The organism is Photobacterium aquimaris (assembly GCF_002954455.1).
GTDB classification, from domain to species: domain Bacteria; phylum Pseudomonadota; class Gammaproteobacteria; order Enterobacterales; family Vibrionaceae; genus Photobacterium; species Photobacterium aquimaris.
In genome coordinates, this window is sequence record NZ_MSCC01000001.1 from 736,217 (window position 1) to 752,742 (window position 16,526).

A 16,526-nucleotide genomic window follows, 5' to 3' on the forward strand; every position below is an offset into this window, starting at 1 on the left:
GTTTCTTGATGGGCATAATGTATGTGTGTATTTTGCGATCTGCTTCATAGTATTGCAGATAAGTTACAGTGTTTTTTCAATATTTGTTTTAGATCAAATTGATCTTATAACCAAAGGCGTAAAAATACCTAATACGTATTTTTAGCTGAGTGTCATTACTTAAATTAGCTTTATAGAATAAGGCATATTTGATAATGAATATTTGAAAGATAAGGTAAGTTATTATGAGTAGTGCATTTTATATTCCAACCGTTAACTTTATGGGTGCAGGTTGTTTAACTGCTGCGGCTGATGCAATTAAAGCACATGGCTTTAAGAAAGCATTAATTGTTACTGATAAAGTATTAAACGAAATTGGTGTGGTGACACAAGTTGCAGTGTTATTAACTGAGCGTGACATTGATTCTGTTGTTTATGATGGTACTCAACCGAACCCTACTATTACTAACGTTGATCAAGGTCTAACATTACTCAAAGATAACGGCTGTGACTTTGTTATTTCATTGGGTGGCGGTTCTCCGCATGATTGCGCAAAAGGTATTGCTCTTTTGGCGGCTAACGGTGGTCAGATTGGTGATTATGAAGGTGTTGACCGTTCTGCAAAAGCGCAGTTACCTGTGGTTGCGATTAATACCACGGCGGGTACTGCATCTGAAATGACTCGCTTCTGTATTATTACTGATGAAACCCGTCATATTAAAATGGCGATTGTAGATAAGAACACTACGCCATTAATGTCAGTTAATGATCCTCAATTAATGTTAGCAAAACCGGCTTCATTAACTGCGGCAACGGGTATGGATGCGTTAACTCACGCAATTGAAGCTTATGTCTCAATTGCAGCAACGCCAATAACTGACGCTGTTGCAATTAAAGCGATTGAATTAATTGAAGCCAACCTACGCACAGCGGTTAAAGAAGGTCAAAATCTTCATGCTCGCGAGCAAATGGCTTATGCGCAATTTATGGCGGGTATGGCATTTAATAATGCTTCATTAGGTTATGTGCATGCAATGGCACACCAACTTGGTGGTTTTTATAATCTGCCTCATGGTGTGTGTAACGCAGTATTATTACCACATGTTCAACGTTATAACGCTCAAGTATGTCCTGAGCGTCTACGTGATGTAGCGGCGGCAATGGGGGTTAATGTTGATGCAATGACACCGCAACAAGGTGCTGCAGCAGCTATTGATGCAATCATGGCATTATCTAAAGATGTTGGTATTCCTGCTGGCTTAAAAGAGCTAAATGTAAAAGCTGAAGATATTGCGTTGTTAGCGGATAATGCTCTAAAAGATGCGTGTGGTTTCACTAACCCTAAACAAGCAACGCATGAAGAGATTTCACAAATCTTTATGGCTGCAATGTAATCGTTGATATTAACTAGATAATATTAGCTATATAAATCCATAAAAAACGCCTCATGATTGAGGCGTTTTTGTATTTATAGTAGTGGGCTAAACATATAGAAGAAGCGTTCGCCAAACTTATTACGAACAGAACGTTTTTCCCATTGTTCTTTATCTACAGGCTCGGAGTTAGCGATATAACTTTGCTGTAACTGACTTAGCTTATGAGTGAACTCTAGGTTATCGACTGCCATTGTGACTTCAAAATTAAGCCATAAGCTGCGCATATCAAGGTTAACAGTACCAATTAGACAGTGACTACCATCAATCACTACTGATTTAGTATGTAATAAGCCACCATGAAAACGATGAATATGAACCCCTGATTTTAGAAGATCACTAAAGAAAGAGCGACTGGCCCATTCAACCATGGTTGAATCGTTTTTATCGGGCAATACAATATGCACTTCAATATTACGTTCAGCAGCGCCTTTCATTGCATGTAATAAGTGTTCACTTGGTACAAAGTAAGGGGTAGTAATAACAATACTTTTCTTTGCTTGGTAAATACTTAATAGCAATACTTGATGAATAATATCATCGGGCATGCCTGGGCCTGATGGGATCACCTGTACGGTGTCATAGTGAGGTTCATCTTGTTGTGGCATTTTGCAAGCAGGTAAGGGCGGTAAAAAACGTTGTCCTGTTTCTACTTCCCAGTCCCATGCTTGAATACAATTTAGCACTGAAACTGTAGGCCCACTGATTCTAACCATGACATCGACCCATTGACCTACACCAGCATCTACCTTAAAGAAAGCAGGATCAACCAAGTTCATTGAACCTGTGTAAGCAATATTGTCATCAATAACCACTATTTTTCGGTGCTGACGTAAATCTAATCGACGTAAGAACATACGAAAAGGTGATACTGCGAGTGCCTCTACTAACTCAATACCCGCGCCGCGAATTAGCTTTGGCCAATGAGAACGGAAAAAGCGCATGCTGCCTGCAGAGTCAAGTAAAATACGAATTCTAATACCGCGCTTAGCCGCTTGAATCAGAGCGACGCCAACCTCGTCAGCTAGACCACCAGGATACCAAATATAGAATTCAAGGTGAATTGAGTGTTGAGCGTTATTAATATCAGCAATAAGAGATCGTAATATTTCATCAGTTGATGATTTTAACGATAGTTGATTACCGACTAATCCTGGTAAACCAAGACGATTTTCACACAGATCACTGATCGGTTTTGCAACATCGCTCATATTTTGAGGCTGGTGGCCGGGGCAATCAGTGAGACATTGAAACCAACTTGCAAACGGAAAAAACATCTCACGAGCACGTTCTGCGCGTTTTTTACCAAGATTAAGCTCGCCAAAGAGTAGGTAAGCAATAACGCCACCAAATGGGACGATATAGATAATCATCATCCATGCGAGAGAAACGCCCACAGCTCGACGTTTGAAAACCACCCGTACAGTGACAGCGGCAATTAATAGCCAATAGGCGAAAATGCCAATCCACGTTAAGATTTGGTAAAACTGTTCCATTGAATGACTTCATCAATATAAATACACTTTGTATGTATAGTGCATTGAAATTAAAAAAAACCTAATATTCACTGCCTTTTAATGCTTATGTTGAATAATCAAGGTTATTTTTGAGGGCTTGTTACCGTTTTTAGGGGTAACAACAACGTAATCATTGATCTTATAACAACAGTTTTAATGACAATAGTTCATTAATTGTTTTGATGATAATGAACAATATAATTCTCAAAGCTGTTTTTTTTTTAAGGGCTGGTTATACTCGCGCCATCTATGTACTGTAAAGGCGTTATTTTCAATTATGTTTGATCTTGTTTACCAGCATTCAGATTTTTTAGTGATTAATAAGCATCCCGGGATCAGCGTTCATAAAGATGATAATGAACAGCCTCTACTTGCTGCCGTTGCTGCACAAACAGGAGATGAAAAGCTTTATTTAATTCATCGACTTGACAAAATGACATCCGGATTATTATTACTTGGGCGCAATAAAACCGCCGCTGCTGCATTATGCGCTAATTTTGCAGAGCGTCGAGTTGAAAAATTCTATGTTGCTATTGGTACTAAAAAACCTAAGAAAAAACAAGGTGTCGTAATTGGTGATATGACCCGCTCGCGCCGCAGTAGTTGGAAATTAGAAACAACCAAACATAACCCAGCAATAACGCAATTTTTCTCAGCAGCTGCTGGAGAAGGTCGGCGGATCTTTTTGTGTAAGCCTTATACTGGTAAAACCCATCAAATTCGTGTTGCTTTACGCAGTGTTGGCTCTGGTATTACAGGTGATGATATTTATGGTAATGAAACTGCTGATCGTGGGTATTTACATGCCTATGGATTACGTTTTCCATACCAAGGTGAGTTACAACAATTTTTATGCCCACCAAGTGTCGGAACATTATGGTCAACGGCTGAAGCACAACAAGCCTTCATACAATGGCAACAACCGTGGTCTCAAGCATGGCCTGTTTTAGCCCATAAAAAATAACAGTATGGATTAAATATCTGCAGTTAAGGAGTAACTGCGGATATTATCAGCAACTGATAGCTAAGACAGTGGATGTGGATTTCTTTTTTATAGCGATAAATTATAATGCGCGCAGGGAATGTATTAGTTAGAGGTTTATTATGCGAAGTGCTCATTCACGTACGCTTAAAATGCGAGTTTCTCAGCAAAAACGTCAATCACAGCATCGTCGAAATCGTGCTCAACAACATCTATTATTACCAGAAACAACCCCTCGTCATTTTTCACCCTCATCTACGACATTGAACTTACATTCAACTTGCCTTATTGATTATTCGATTGAGTATGTACTCCGCGCTAAACACCATTAGTTAATGATTCTATTTTGGCTGTGGTTGGTATTCTGGAGCGCAACGTATAGAATAACCGCCTTAATTGACTACTTTGAATGATGTTATGGAAATTAGTGCTCTACCTACCTTAGAAGCCCATTTATTAACGGCTTTAACGACACCGCCAACAGAAGTCCGTCGTTTATTTCATGGCCGTGGTCGCTGCTGGCTTGGGCTTGAACAAATCACCGTTGATTGGTTGCAAGGGCAAGTGCTGGTTTCCTTATTTAAAGAACCTGATGCTGATTTTATGGCGGCATTAACCGATTTACTGGCAAGGTTAACCCAAACAGATGTCTGGCAAGCGAGTGGTGCCCAGTGTTTATTATTGCAACATCGTGATCGTCAAGGCTCACCGATGGATGTGGTATGGGGACAAAGCTCTGACTATCAAGATGTTATTGAAAGTGGCTTAACTTACAAACTTGATTTAGGCCGCAATCAAAATAACGGTTTATTTTTAGATATGCGTTATGGCCGTGATTGGGTACGTGAGCATGCGGCAGGTAAGCGAGTACTTAATCTGTTTGCTTATACCTGTGGTTTTTCTGTTGCTGCTATTGCAGGTGGTGCAGAATTTGTGGTTAACCTTGATATGGCAAAAGCGGCATTAAGCCGTGGTCGTGATAATCATCATCTCAATGACCATGATCTAAAGAAAGTGAGTTTTTTAGGTCATGAGCTCTTTAAGTCATGGGGTAAAGTGCGCAAGATGGGGCCTTATGATTTAATCATCATTGATCCGCCATCGTTTCAAAAGGGTAGTTTTGCGCTGACAAAAGATTATCAAAAGATTTTGCGCCGTTTACCTGAATTACTCACAGCTGAAGGGGTTGTATTGGCGTGTGTAAATGATCCTTCGCTAACCAGCCAATTTCTTATTGATGGTATGGCGAGTGAAGCTCCTGATATGGTATTTACCCAGCGATTAGATAACCCACCTGAATTTAATGAGATCGAACCAGAAGGCGGTCTGAAAGCGTTAGTATTTGAGCGCCGTAGCTAAGTTTTAGTGTTAAATATCAGCATTTAAAATTAGCGTAAAACATTCAATATTATCATCCCTTATCAATTTTATCGCTTCATGTGAGTAAACTGGATAAGGGATTTTTTTGTCTGAAATTTGTAGTAATCTTTTTATTATAATAGCTTATATGAACTTTATTATGGTGATGAGGTTGCGTTTTTATGGTCAGTGACAAATACTAAAATAAGTAGTTAACAATAAAACAAATTGATTAAGTTGTCAGTGCAAGGGCTGCACTCAATATAAATACATTAAGGATGTGTAGTTATGTTTAAATCGTTCTTTCTTGATCGACGCTGGTTTTTATGGTCGATTGTCGGTAGTGCCGTTATCTTATATGTCACTTGGTATAAAGTACAAATTGATGTAGAAGTGAATGAATGGTTTGGCAGCTTTTATGATTTAATTCAAAAGGCATTGGCTAAACCTAATGCAGTTACGTTTGATGAATTTCTTGCTGGCTGTATTGAGTTTTTCAATATTGTATCGGTGTATATCATCATTGCAGTTATTCTCGATTTCTTTGTTCGCCACTATGTTTTTCGCTGGCGTACCGCGATGAATAACTATTATATGAAGCATTGGGACAAAATTAGTCATATTGAAGGGGCATCACAACGAGTGCAAGAAGATACTATGCGTTTTGCGCGTATTGTTGAAAGCTTAGGTGTAAGTTTTATGCGCTCGTTAATGACCTTATTCGCCTTTTTACCTATTTTATGGGTATTAAGTGAAAATATAACGGAGTTGCCTTGGATTGGCGCAGTTGATCGATCTTTGGTGTATTTAGCAATTATTTCGGCGTTATTTGGCACGGTATTATTAGCTATTGTTGGTGTACGTTTACCTGGATTAGAATTTAAAAATCAAAAGGTTGAGGCCGCTTACCGAAAAGAGTTAGTTTTTGGTGAGGATAATTCACAACGTGCAGAGCCTGAAACCGTTAAAGAACTGTTTTTTAATGTTCGAAAAAACTACTTTAACTTATATCGTCATTACTTATACTTTGATATCGCAAAATGGTCGTATATTCAATATACCGTGATTGTGCCTTATATTGCGCTTGGCCCCGCGATTGTTTCTGGTGCATTAACACTGGGTGTTTTACAACAAATATTAAGAGCGTTTGGTAAAGTCGAAGAATCATTTCAATTTCTGGTACATTCATGGAGCACAATCGTAGAGCTAATGTCTATCTATAAAAGATTACGTGCCTTTGAAGTACAGATTAATGATGCGATCAATGTTGAAAGCGTACCAGCAGATTAATCTATGAAGAAAAGATAAAAAGCCCTAACCAAAATGTGTAATGCGATAAAGTTACGCCAGCGGTAGGGCTTTTTATATTGTAGCGTGTTAATTATTTCAGAGAATCACAATATTGTTCTGAAATAGATTGCGAAACTAGCTGACGACCACTGATATCACGAATAGTGATTAAATAATCCACACCATGTTTAAATAACGGTATTAACTCTGGATTTTGGCAGTAATTAGCACTGGCTGTTTTTATGGCTGTTGTTGGCGTTATACGGCCATTTCCACCATAAATAATATTGATTTTTACGGTATTCTTACTCGCGTAGGCTTGAGTAATTTGGTATGCATCAATTTTAGGGTAGGGCGCTTTACTATCAATAGCAGCAGCTCTTGATTGAGCGAGTGATTCAGCCACCATTTGCTGGTCATGTGAAGCACAGCCACCAAGGATAAACAAGCCGACTGCAGCAACGAGCCACTTTTTTGTGTTGGTTAGGTTCACTAGTTGATCCTGAATATATTTAAGGTAAGACTTTTTTAAACGGCTTAACGATCACATTAGCATACACCCCAGCATCAATATAAGGATCTGCATTGGCCCATTGTTGAGCTTGTTCTAATGAGTCAAACTTAGCAATGACAGTTGAGCCTGTAAAACCGGCATCACCCGGATTTTCATCATCAATAGCAGGCATTGGGCCAGCAACTAATAAACGCTCTTGTTGTTGAAGTTCTTTTAATCGTGCTAAATGTTGCTCACGTACACTCATACGACGTTCTAAGCTATTTTCAACATCTTGAGAAAAAATCACATACCACATAGTCGGCATTCCCTATTTTGTTATGGTTTACAGCACGAATAATATTTCGTACTGATTTAGCATATCACCATACTAACCAAATATTTATGGCTAACAAGTATTTATGATTATTAAATATGATAATTATTATTGGATTGAAATTTATAGCTATGTATGTGCAGTAGATTGCACTTTGGTGTATAACTGAAGTTATATTATGAATGTATAGTTAGGAGCTGAATGTGTAATGAAATGTTTTTAGCTAAATATTTAGAGTGCTGATTATTGCAATATAAATTTTGAATTAAGATCACGAAATTGAAGTTACCAATTTTTCTTTTTTTTTAAAGGAATAGCCATTAAGGGAATATCGCCACTATTTGCTATTCTAAATTGATTTTATATTAGTGGTTGACCATCTAAATAGCGATAGCGGTATGCCTATGTGGCAAAAGCAATAAATTATTTGTAGTTATTTAAAGAGTCAATTAAATCTACAATATATTCTATATTAGTCACATTTTTTTGTAACAAATATGATTTAAAGAACGTTAAAATATATTAGTAATATTGTCATTATCAAAATAATTTAACGTTAAAATTAAAATGAATAAAACATTATTAGCAACATTATTGGCTGCATCCTTTATCGTAACTGGCTGTAATGATAACCAAAATTCAATTCAACCACAGCCAGTTTCTGAAGTGAAATTTGCTCAATTTAACGCAGCACTTGCGGTAGATAATGACCCAAAAGAAACGTATCAACGTTGGGTTGAATACATGACTATTCCTGTAGCAAAACAAAATGAATTAATTACAGCGTGGAAAAATGATACAGCCAATGAAGCTGATCATTTACTGGCTGAGCGTATTATTCAGATTCGTAATATTGCTGCTATTATTCAAAAGAACCGACCTGATGTTTTATTGCTAAATGAATTTAATAATAACGGTACGGTTGATGATATACGTTCATTAAATGGTTTCCAGCAAAACTATTTAGCAGTCAGTCAGAGCTTAAATAGTGTTGATGGTGGTAATATGCAACAACCTATTGTCTATCCTTATGCAGAGAACTATGCAACGAATACTGGATTACCGACCGGATTAGATTTAGATAATAATGGTAAAATCGATGATGCTAATGATGCTCAAGGGTTTGGTTTCTATCATGGTCACTATGCATTTGCATTATTGTCTAAGTTTGAAATAGATACGGCTAATACACGTACGTTCCAGAAATTTAAGCGTAAAGATTTACCTAATGCCGTTAATCCAATTATTGAAATATGTGAAGATTCTAAAAAACCGATTCCTGAAGGAATGGTATGTGGTCAAGAATGGTTTAGTGATGATGAGTGGGAAGTATTACGATTGTCTTCAAAAAACCATGTTGATGCACCGATCATTATTCCAACTCCAAGTGGTAATAAAACCATTAACGTATTGTTAGCGCATCCAACACCTTCTGGTTTTGATACTGTTACCTACAACAATCGTTTTCGCAATAGTGATGAAAATGCATTTTGGAATTATTACATCAATGGTGAGTCGTCTTTATATGACGATAACGGTACTAAAGGTGGTTTTAATGGCGAACACTTTGTTGTGATGGGAGATTTGAATGCAGATAATGTAATTGGTACTCAAATCAATGCGCCATATAACGGTATCATTAAGTTACTTGCTAACGAAAAAGTTAATCAAGCCGTTGCTCAAGTGGGGCAACCATTTACACCACAAAGCAGTGGTGGTCTTGAATCTAAAAATCCAGCTAATGACTGGAACCCTGTTCATCCTAATCCAGAAATTCGTACTAGTGTGTTTGGTTCTCGTGCTGATTATGCGGTGCCGTCGGCAAGTTTGACTGTTTTGGATACAGGAGTTTACTGGCCAGCGATAGGTGAAGATGGACGATTATTATTTAACGACGATCGTATTGGTATAAATGGGGATAGTAAAGAAGTCTCTTCTGATCACCGTTTTGTATGGTCAACAGTGAGCGTTAAGTAATAAAAAAGCACCGAAAGGTGCTTTTTTTAGCACTTATTAAAAGCTATTGAGTCACTTCAATTTTACGTGGGCGACCTTCGCTATTGATCGCCACATAATTAAAGGTTGCTTCACAGACACGGTAACGTTCACCGATGCCATCAACAGCAACAGGTTTAACCCATACTTCTAAGCCGACACTCATTGATGTATTACCGATACGTTTACATTCACCATGGCAACAAACAACATCACCAACGCCAACAGGGGCTTTAAATTCTATTTTATCAACCGAAACAGTAACGACACGACCACGAGAGATCTCTTTGGCTAAAATCGCACCTGCAAGATCTAGCTGTGACATGATCCAACCACCAAAAATATCACCATTTGCATTGGTATCGGCAGGCATCGCTAATGTACGTAGTAGAAGCTGTCCACGAGGGATATTGTTTTCAGTAGTCATCAGGCTATACAACTTTATTTATCATCAGGGCTTTTCGGTAGGTGGCGATAAATATAGCCACCCGTGGCTAAGGTAAATAGTAACGTTAATGCAAGTAAACCAAATACCTTGAAATCCACCCAAATATCAAGCGGAAAATTGAATGCAATATAAATGTTTACAACCGCACAAACAACAAAAAACACTGTCCATGCAAGATTGATACGTAACCAAACGTTTTCTGGCAATGTCATTTCTTTGCCTAACATCGATTTAATTAATGGTTTACGCATAAATTGACTAACCAATAATGCCAGTGCAAATAAAGCATAGATAATGGTAACTTTCCATTTGATGAAATTCTCATCATGTAAAACAAGCGTTAGGCCACCAAAAATTGCCACCATAGCAAAAGTGATCAGTTGCATTTTCTCAAGTTTTTTATAGATAACCCATGACACAATGAGCTGAATGGCAGTGGCGATAATCAATGCGCCTGTTGCGACAAAAATACCATTGGTTTTAAATAATACGAAAAAAATCAGTAATGGAATAAACTCTATCAGTTGCTTCATTAGTGCCAACTCATTAAAAATAATTGATCAGAGTATACCTGTTCCTTACCTTAAATGAAAAAAGCTACTCAGTTGCCTAAGTAGCTATTGATTATGCTATAAAATCGTTAATTACAATTATGATTGAACTGCAATAGGTTGCTCTTGGTTGTCATAAATATTGTCAATGATAACGGCACATGCTGCATCACCTGTGATATTAAGTGCGGTTCGAATCATGTCAAAGATACGATCAAGGGCAAATAATAACGGTAAGCCCTCAATAGGAATACCTGCCGATAGCAGTACCGCAACCACTAAGAACGAGGGGCCAGGTACGCCAGCTTGACCAATTGCACCAATAGTTGATGTTACAATGATGGCGATATATGCACTCATTCCTAATTCAATATTGAAAATTTGAGCAAAGAAAATAGCAACGAGACCGTAGTAAATTGCATTACCACTCATATTGATAGTTGCGCCAAGAGGTAATACAAATGAAGCTGTTGAATTTTTAACACCCAACTCTTCTTCACAAGTTTCCATTGTGACTGGTAATGTTGCCATTGATGATGCTGTTGAGAGTGCGACAGCTTGTGGCTTTTTCATGGCGGATAAAAACTTACGTGGTGACGTTTTTGAAAACAGTTTGATCATGATTGGGTAACCAATAAAGCCATAGATCAAAATAGCAGCTACGTACACAACAAAGAGTTTAAGTACCACTGTTAGCGCACTGAAGCCAAAACTACCGATTGCATCAGCCATTAGGCCAAATACGCCGATAGGTGCAAACTTCATGACAACATTAATCATCCATACCATGGCATCGACAATTGCATTAATACCGTTAATTAATGGCTGACGACGTTCAACCTCTAGTTTAGAAAGTGCAATACCAAAAAATAGACAAAACACTAGAATTTGAAGAATGTTGGCTTCATTTAAGGAATGGAAAATATTAGTAGGGATCATGCCTAAAATAGTAGCCCAAAATGTTGGTAACGAACCTTGTTCAGCATAAGTATTGGCAAACATGCCGGCAACACCTGATAAATCAACGCCAATACCTGGTTGGAATATTATGCCCATCATCAGTGCTAATGTAACAGCAAGTGCTGATGTAATACCGAAAAAAGCTAAGGTTGTTATGCCAATTTTTCCTGCAGCATGGCTATTACCTAAGCTAGCCGCACCAGAAATAATAGCAACTGCCACCAATGGTATGACAAGCATTTTAATAAGATGAATAAATAAGCTACCAAGTGGTGCAAACATGACGGCATCATGACCCATAATAATGCCGACAATGGTACCTATGATCATAGCAATAACGACTTGAACGCCGATATTATTAAGCACTTTTTTATCTTTTAACACGATATATTCCCCTGTGATATCGAGATGATGTATTAGTAATGTTGTTGTTTTGTTTTATTTTGTTGTAAATGTTGCTGTTATTATTATTTTGTATGTTTGATGTGTTTTTTACACTGAAGAACATATGTTAGCAATATATAACTGCTTATTTTTTCATGTAGTTGTTGATTCGGTATAAAACGAATTGCATCGATATCTGGAGATGTATTGAGCGTATATTGTAATCAGTGGAGTGAGTTTGCGGATTTATAGAGGGTTAAGCGTGATGATAATTAACATCTATTGACAAAAGGTTATAGTTATGTTTGCTGTTGTTTATCAATTGTTATGTGTTGCTGGTATTAGGCTGCCATCAATATAATTATAGATAGCAGCATAATGATTAGCTGCGTGTTGCTGATTTCATATTAGTGATAAAGGTGGTTAATTTATTCAATGTTTCAGTATGGTCGCTGAGGTTGTGTTCAATAATTCTTACTACCGCAGAGCCAGAAATAGCACCTGCTGCTCCTGCCTTTATGGCAGCATTAACTTGTTCTGGCGTTGAAATACCAAAGCCAAGTAAGGCGGGTGGGGCATGGTGTGATTTTAGGCTGGCTAAAAGAGGTTCGATCGGCATTTCAGCTTTTGTTTCTGCGCCAGTTACGCCTGCTCGTGATAGCAGATAAGTATAGCCACCACCAAGTTCAGAGACCGTTTTTAATGTTTGTGGATCTGCATTAGGTGGCGCGATAAAAATAGGGTGAATAGCATGCGTTTCTGCCGCCATTCTAAACTCATGTGAAGCATTGACAGGTACATCAGCAATTAATACTGAATCGACGCCAGCTTCAGCACAGCGGCGATAAAAATTATCAATACCACAAGCGAATACCAAATTGGCGTACATTAATAATCCAATCGGTAGTTCAGGATATTTAACTCGAATGGCTGCTAACATTTCAAAACATATTGTTGGAGTGGTATCAGCAGCAAGAGCGCGAATGTTTGCCCCTTGAATTGTCGGGCCATCAGCGAGAGGATCAGAAAAAGGAATACCTAATTCTAATGCATCAGCACCTGCGGCAACGAGAGTATCAATAATATCCATTGAACGTTGTGGTGTTGGATCACCAAGAGTCACAAACGGTACAAAAGCCCCTTCATTGCGAGCGCTAAGTTGAGTAAATAAATTGTGATAGCGATCCATTATAAAACTCCTTTCGCCGTTAAAATGTCGTGAACTGTAAAGATATCTTTATCGCCTCGACCAGAAAGATTAACCACGAGTAGCTGTTCTTTTTGAGGATCATCGGCAATCAATTTTAATGCATAAGCCAGTGCGTGAGCTGATTCTAATGCTGGAATAATTCCTTCTTTACGAGCGAGTAATTGAAAAGCTTCTAATGCTTCATCGTCAGTTACTGCGCCATATTCAGCACGACCAATCGCATTTAAGTGTGCATGCTGTGGGCCAACTGAAGGGAAATCTAACCCTGCAGAAATAGAATATGATTCTTCCACTTGGCCATGCTCATCTTGCATTAACGGTGCTTTCATGCCAAAGAATATCCCTAACTTGCCATGTTTAAGCGGAGCGCCATGCATATCGGTATCTAACCCTTTACCTGCAGGCTCAACCCCAATTAAACGGACATTAGTTTCTTCGATAAAATCGGCAAACATGCCAATCGCATTTGAGCCTCCACCAACACAGGCAATTACAGCGTCAGGCAAGCGACCTTCTTTAGCGGTAATTTGGGTTTTGGTTTCTTCACCAATAATTTTTTGAAATTCACGTACAATGGTTGGAAATGGGTGGGGGCCAGCAGCAGTACCTAATAGGTAATGGGCTTTATCATAACTGGCAGACCAATCACGCATAGCTTCGTTACAAGCATCTTTTAAGGTCGACGATCCAGATGTAACAGGAATAACCGTGGCACCCATTAATTTCATTCTAAATACATTTGGGCTTTGACGCTCAATATCTTTCGCCCCCATATAAATACGGCATTTTAACCCAAGTAGCGCACAAGCTAATGCGGTTGCAACGCCATGTTGTCCGGCACCTGTTTCAGCAATAATTTCGGTTTTACCCATGCGCTGTGCCAGTAGTGCTTGGCCTAATACTTGGTTAGTTTTATGTGCGCCACCATGAAGTAAATCTTCACGTTTAAGGTATAACTTTGTGTTTGTGCCTTCGGTTAAATTTTGGCATAAGGTTAACGCGGTTGGTCGACCGGCATATTCTTTTAACAAGCTAATAAATTGCTGCTGAAAGTGTGGATCTTGTTGTGCATCAATAAAGGCATTTTCAAGTTGATCTAACGCAGGTACTAAAATTTGAGGGACATACTGACCACCAAACTCACCAAAGTAGGCATCCAATTTACTCATGATTATTTATCTTCCTTAATGTGTTTGATTGCCGTAAAGGCTGCTGCTAATTTATGCGGATCTTTTTTGCCTGGTTCGCTTTCAACGCCCGAGTTTATATCTAAGCCACTAAACCCTAATGAGGCTGCTTGACCGACATTTTCAGGTGTGAGGCCTCCTGCAAGTAAGCTGTTTTCTTTATCATCATCAGCAATCAATGACCAATCAAAACACACTCCAGTACCTCCACTTTGGCCTTTAACTTTACTATCAAAAAGGTGTTTATCTACAGGCCAGTGGCTAATATCGGGCACGCTATCGGTGATGGCATGTGCTTTCCATATTTGGCAATACTGAGGTAATTGTTGACGTAGCTGTTCAATGTATTGCAGTGATTCATTGCCGTGTAGTTGTACAGCTGCAAGTGCTAGCGTGGTTGCTGTAGCGATAACGTCATTTAATGGGTTATCTTGAAATACGCCAACAAAACTCAATGGCGCTGCAGCCATTACCGCTGCTGCTTGATCAAGGCTAATGTAACGAGGTGATGACGGTACAAAAATTAAACCACCATAGGTTGCCCCTTGTTGGTAGGCATGGTGAGCGTCTTCAGTTGATGTGAGACCACAGACTTTATGCGCGCCAAATAATACTTTGCGTACCGCTAAATCAAGGTTATCAGCTGCCATTAATGAGCTACCAATCAAAAAACCGTTGGCATAGGGTGATAATTCACGTACTTGCTGATGAGTGTAAATGCCAGACTCTGAAATGATAATAGTGTCTTTGGGTAAGTCGGGAGCAAGTTGTTTGGTGCGATTTAAATCAATGCTAAGGTCACGTAAATTGCGGTTATTAATTCCGACTACTTTTGCTTTGAGCTTAATTGCACGGGTGAGCTCCACTTGATTACTGACTTCGGTTAAAATACCTAATTGAAGTGACTCAGCAACGGCTGCAAGAGCTTGGTATTGCTCATCATCAAGTACTGATAACATCAGTAAAATCGCATCGGCTTGATAATGGCGTGCCAAATACACTTGGTAGCTATCAATTATAAAATCTTTACATAAAACAGGTTGTTTTACTTGGCTACGCACTTTGGGTAGAAATTCGACATTACCTTGGAAATATTTTTCATCAGTAAGTACCGAAATAGCGCTCGCATAGTGGTTATAGACTGTTGCAATATAATCTAAATCAAAGTCTTCTCTAATTAACCCTTTTGATGGCGAGGCCTTTTTACATTCAAGAATAAAAGCAGGGCGCGGAATACCACTATCTCTATTGGTTGCGAGTGCTTGATAAAAATCACGATCACTGAGCGTTAACTGATGACGAAAACTGGCCAGTGGTTGCGCTTCTTTACGCGCATCAACCCAGATCTTTTTGTCAGCAATAATTTTAGTAAGTACTGTTTCCATTATTAACCTCGTGCTGCCAGTTGTTCAACCAGTTGATAAGCTTTACCTGAACGCATTGCAGTAATTGCTTGTTGCGCATTGTGTTTAAGATCTTGTTGACCAAAAAGGCGCAATAACAGTGCGACATTGACTGCGATTGCTCCTTCTTGTGCTGGCGTACCATTACCGGTGAGGATATTTTTTATAATGGCTTGATTTTCTTGTGGGTCACCACCACGAATTGCTTCTAAAGGATAGCTATCAAGTCCAAAATCAGCCGGAGTAAGGGTATATTCGGTGATGACGCCATCGATGATTTCAGCAACATGAGTTTCACCATGAATGGCAACTTCATCAAGGCCACTACCATGTACAACGGCTGCGCGTTTTAAGCCCATTGTTGCTAAGGTTTCAGCGATAGGGCGGACTAATGCATTATCGTAGACACCCATTAATTCAATATTAGGTTTGGCTGGATTAATTAACGGCCCGAGAACATTGAAAATAGTGCGCGTTTTTAAGGTTTGTCGTACAGGCATAGCATGACGAACGCCACCGTGATATTCCGGTGCAAATAAGAAACATACACCGAGATCATCTAATGCTTGGCGCGCGGTTTGAGCGGACATAGCTAAGTTAATACCAAATTTGTCCAGTAAATCCGATGAGCCAGACTTACTTGAAACACCACGGTTACCATGTTTAGCCACTTTAACGCCACACGCTGCAGCGACAAATGCCGCAGTGGTTGAAATATTGATAGTGTTGGCACCGTCACCGCCTGTGCCAACAATATCAGCGAAATCATAGCTTGGGCGTGGGAAAGGGTTAGCATTCTCAACCAGTGCCTTGGCTGCTCCTGCAATTTCTGCGGGTGTCTCACCTTTTATTTTTAATGCTGTTAATAGTGCTGATAATACAATCGGCTCAACTTGACCATTAATGATGGCATCAAACAGAGTGTGGCTTTCCGCTTCGCTAAGAGGTTGCTGAGCATAAAGTTTGTCAGCAATATTAGAAATAATTGCGTTCATAAT

General features: G+C 38.9%; 16 protein-coding genes. 6 read left to right on the top strand and 10 right to left on the bottom strand.

Annotated features, from left to right (window positions below; all coding sequences use genetic code 11):
- The first annotated feature begins 224 nt into the window (after positions 1–224).
- Entirely contained in the window at positions 225–1,373 is a 1,149-nt protein-coding gene (gene yiaY, locus BTN98_RS03225) for an L-threonine dehydrogenase (protein WP_060996646.1), read from the top strand.
- A 74-nt stretch (positions 1,374–1,447) separates the two neighbouring features.
- Here the strand turns inward: yiaY and cls are convergent, their stop codons facing one another.
- Complete coding sequence (gene cls, locus BTN98_RS03230) at positions 1,448–2,908, bottom strand: cardiolipin synthase (protein WP_060996645.1); 1,461 nt, start codon at positions 2,906–2,908, stop codon at positions 1,448–1,450.
- A 298-nt stretch (positions 2,909–3,206) separates the two neighbouring features.
- Here cls and BTN98_RS03235 point away from each other — a divergent pair, with 298 nt between their 5' ends.
- From BTN98_RS03235 to sbmA, 4 genes are all read left to right on the top strand, one after another.
- Entirely contained in the window at positions 3,207–3,893 is a 687-nt protein-coding gene (locus BTN98_RS03235) for a TIGR01621 family pseudouridine synthase (RefSeq protein WP_060996644.1), read from the top strand.
- A 140-nt stretch (positions 3,894–4,033) separates the two neighbouring features.
- Positions 4,034–4,243, top strand: coding sequence for a hypothetical protein (locus BTN98_RS03240; RefSeq protein WP_087819446.1), 210 nt, complete (start codon positions 4,034–4,036; stop codon positions 4,241–4,243).
- 85 nt (positions 4,244–4,328) lie between these two features.
- Positions 4,329–5,270, top strand: coding sequence for a class I SAM-dependent methyltransferase (locus BTN98_RS03245; protein ID WP_060996643.1), 942 nt, complete (start codon positions 4,329–4,331; stop codon positions 5,268–5,270).
- Between the two features lie 288 nt (positions 5,271–5,558).
- Positions 5,559–6,560, top strand: a complete 1,002-nt coding sequence (sbmA, locus tag BTN98_RS03250; protein ID WP_060996642.1) for a peptide antibiotic transporter SbmA — start codon at positions 5,559–5,561, stop codon at positions 6,558–6,560.
- Positions 6,561–6,651: 91 nt separating this feature from the next.
- Here the strand turns inward: sbmA and gspS2 are convergent, their stop codons facing one another.
- Positions 6,652–7,053 carry a type II secretion system pilot lipoprotein GspS-beta gene (gspS2, locus tag BTN98_RS03255; protein WP_060996641.1) on the bottom strand — a complete coding sequence of 134 codons (402 nt, stop codon included), beginning with the start codon at positions 7,051–7,053 and terminating at the stop codon, positions 6,652–6,654.
- 19 nt (positions 7,054–7,072) lie between these two features.
- Positions 7,073–7,372, bottom strand: a complete 300-nt coding sequence (locus tag BTN98_RS03260) for a YciI family protein (RefSeq protein WP_060996640.1) — start codon at positions 7,370–7,372, stop codon at positions 7,073–7,075.
- Positions 7,373–7,951: 579 nt separating this feature from the next.
- On the opposite strand from BTN98_RS03260, the gene BTN98_RS03265 reads away from it, so the two are divergent.
- Positions 7,952–9,367 carry an endonuclease/exonuclease/phosphatase family protein gene (locus tag BTN98_RS03265; protein WP_060996639.1) on the top strand — a complete coding sequence of 472 codons (1,416 nt, stop codon included), beginning with the start codon at positions 7,952–7,954 and terminating at the stop codon, positions 9,365–9,367.
- Positions 9,368–9,410: 43 nt separating this feature from the next.
- Here BTN98_RS03265 and yciA read toward each other — a convergent pair whose 3' ends face one another.
- From yciA to trpD, 7 genes are all read right to left on the bottom strand, one after another.
- Entirely contained in the window at positions 9,411–9,812 is a 402-nt protein-coding gene (gene yciA, locus BTN98_RS03270) for an acyl-CoA thioester hydrolase YciA (RefSeq protein WP_060996638.1), read from the bottom strand.
- Positions 9,813–9,826: 14 nt separating this feature from the next.
- Entirely contained in the window at positions 9,827–10,366 is a 540-nt protein-coding gene (locus BTN98_RS03275; RefSeq protein ID WP_060996637.1) for a septation protein A, read from the bottom strand.
- 117 nt (positions 10,367–10,483) lie between these two features.
- Complete coding sequence (locus tag BTN98_RS03280) at positions 10,484–11,728, bottom strand: dicarboxylate/amino acid:cation symporter (protein WP_082732085.1); 1,245 nt, start codon at positions 11,726–11,728, stop codon at positions 10,484–10,486.
- Positions 11,729–12,110: 382 nt separating this feature from the next.
- The gene (gene trpA, locus BTN98_RS03285; RefSeq protein ID WP_060996636.1) at positions 12,111–12,917 is read right to left on the bottom strand and encodes a tryptophan synthase subunit alpha; all 807 of its coding nucleotides are present in this window, start codon (positions 12,915–12,917) and stop codon (positions 12,111–12,113) included.
- Positions 12,917–14,107 carry a tryptophan synthase subunit beta gene (gene trpB, locus BTN98_RS03290; protein WP_060996635.1) on the bottom strand — a complete coding sequence of 397 codons (1,191 nt, stop codon included), beginning with the start codon at positions 14,105–14,107 and terminating at the stop codon, positions 12,917–12,919. The genes trpA and trpB overlap by 1 nt, the downstream gene beginning before the upstream one ends.
- Before the next feature lie 2 nt (positions 14,108–14,109).
- Positions 14,110–15,510, bottom strand: coding sequence for a bifunctional indole-3-glycerol-phosphate synthase TrpC/phosphoribosylanthranilate isomerase TrpF (trpCF, locus tag BTN98_RS03295; protein ID WP_060996634.1), 1,401 nt, complete (start codon positions 15,508–15,510; stop codon positions 14,110–14,112).
- A gap of 2 nt (positions 15,511–15,512) precedes the next feature.
- The gene (gene trpD / locus BTN98_RS03300; RefSeq protein WP_060996633.1) at positions 15,513–16,523 is read right to left on the bottom strand and encodes an anthranilate phosphoribosyltransferase; all 1,011 of its coding nucleotides are present in this window, start codon (positions 16,521–16,523) and stop codon (positions 15,513–15,515) included.
- Positions 16,524–16,526 lie beyond the last annotated feature (3 nt).

Bases quoted from the DNA above. Each gene is read 5' to 3' on its own strand.
- trpA (WP_060996636.1), bottom strand. From the start codon at position 12,917: ATGGATCGCTATCACAATTTATTTACTCAACTTAGCGCTCGCAATGAA.
- BTN98_RS03240 (WP_087819446.1), top strand. From the start codon at position 4,034: ATGCGAAGTGCTCATTCACGTACGCTTAAAATGCGAGTTTCTCAGCAA.
- BTN98_RS03245 (WP_060996643.1), top strand. From the start codon at position 4,329: ATGGAAATTAGTGCTCTACCTACCTTAGAAGCCCATTTATTAACGGCT.
- BTN98_RS03260 (WP_060996640.1), bottom strand. From the start codon at position 7,372: ATGTGGTATGTGATTTTTTCTCAAGATGTTGAAAATAGCTTAGAACGT.
- trpB (WP_060996635.1), bottom strand. From the start codon at position 14,107: ATGAGTAAATTGGATGCCTACTTTGGTGAGTTTGGTGGTCAGTATGTC.
- BTN98_RS03235 (WP_060996644.1), top strand. From the start codon at position 3,207: ATGTTTGATCTTGTTTACCAGCATTCAGATTTTTTAGTGATTAATAAG.
- BTN98_RS03275 (WP_060996637.1), bottom strand. From the start codon at position 10,366: ATGAAGCAACTGATAGAGTTTATTCCATTACTGATTTTTTTCGTATTA.
- cls (WP_060996645.1), bottom strand. From the start codon at position 2,908: ATGGAACAGTTTTACCAAATCTTAACGTGGATTGGCATTTTCGCCTAT.
- trpCF (WP_060996634.1), bottom strand. From the start codon at position 15,510: ATGGAAACAGTACTTACTAAAATTATTGCTGACAAAAAGATCTGGGTT.
- yiaY (WP_060996646.1), top strand. From the start codon at position 225: ATGAGTAGTGCATTTTATATTCCAACCGTTAACTTTATGGGTGCAGGT.
- trpD (WP_060996633.1), bottom strand. From the start codon at position 16,523: ATGAACGCAATTATTTCTAATATTGCTGACAAACTTTATGCTCAGCAA.
- yciA (WP_060996638.1), bottom strand. From the start codon at position 9,812: ATGACTACTGAAAACAATATCCCTCGTGGACAGCTTCTACTACGTACA.
- sbmA (WP_060996642.1), top strand. From the start codon at position 5,559: ATGTTTAAATCGTTCTTTCTTGATCGACGCTGGTTTTTATGGTCGATT.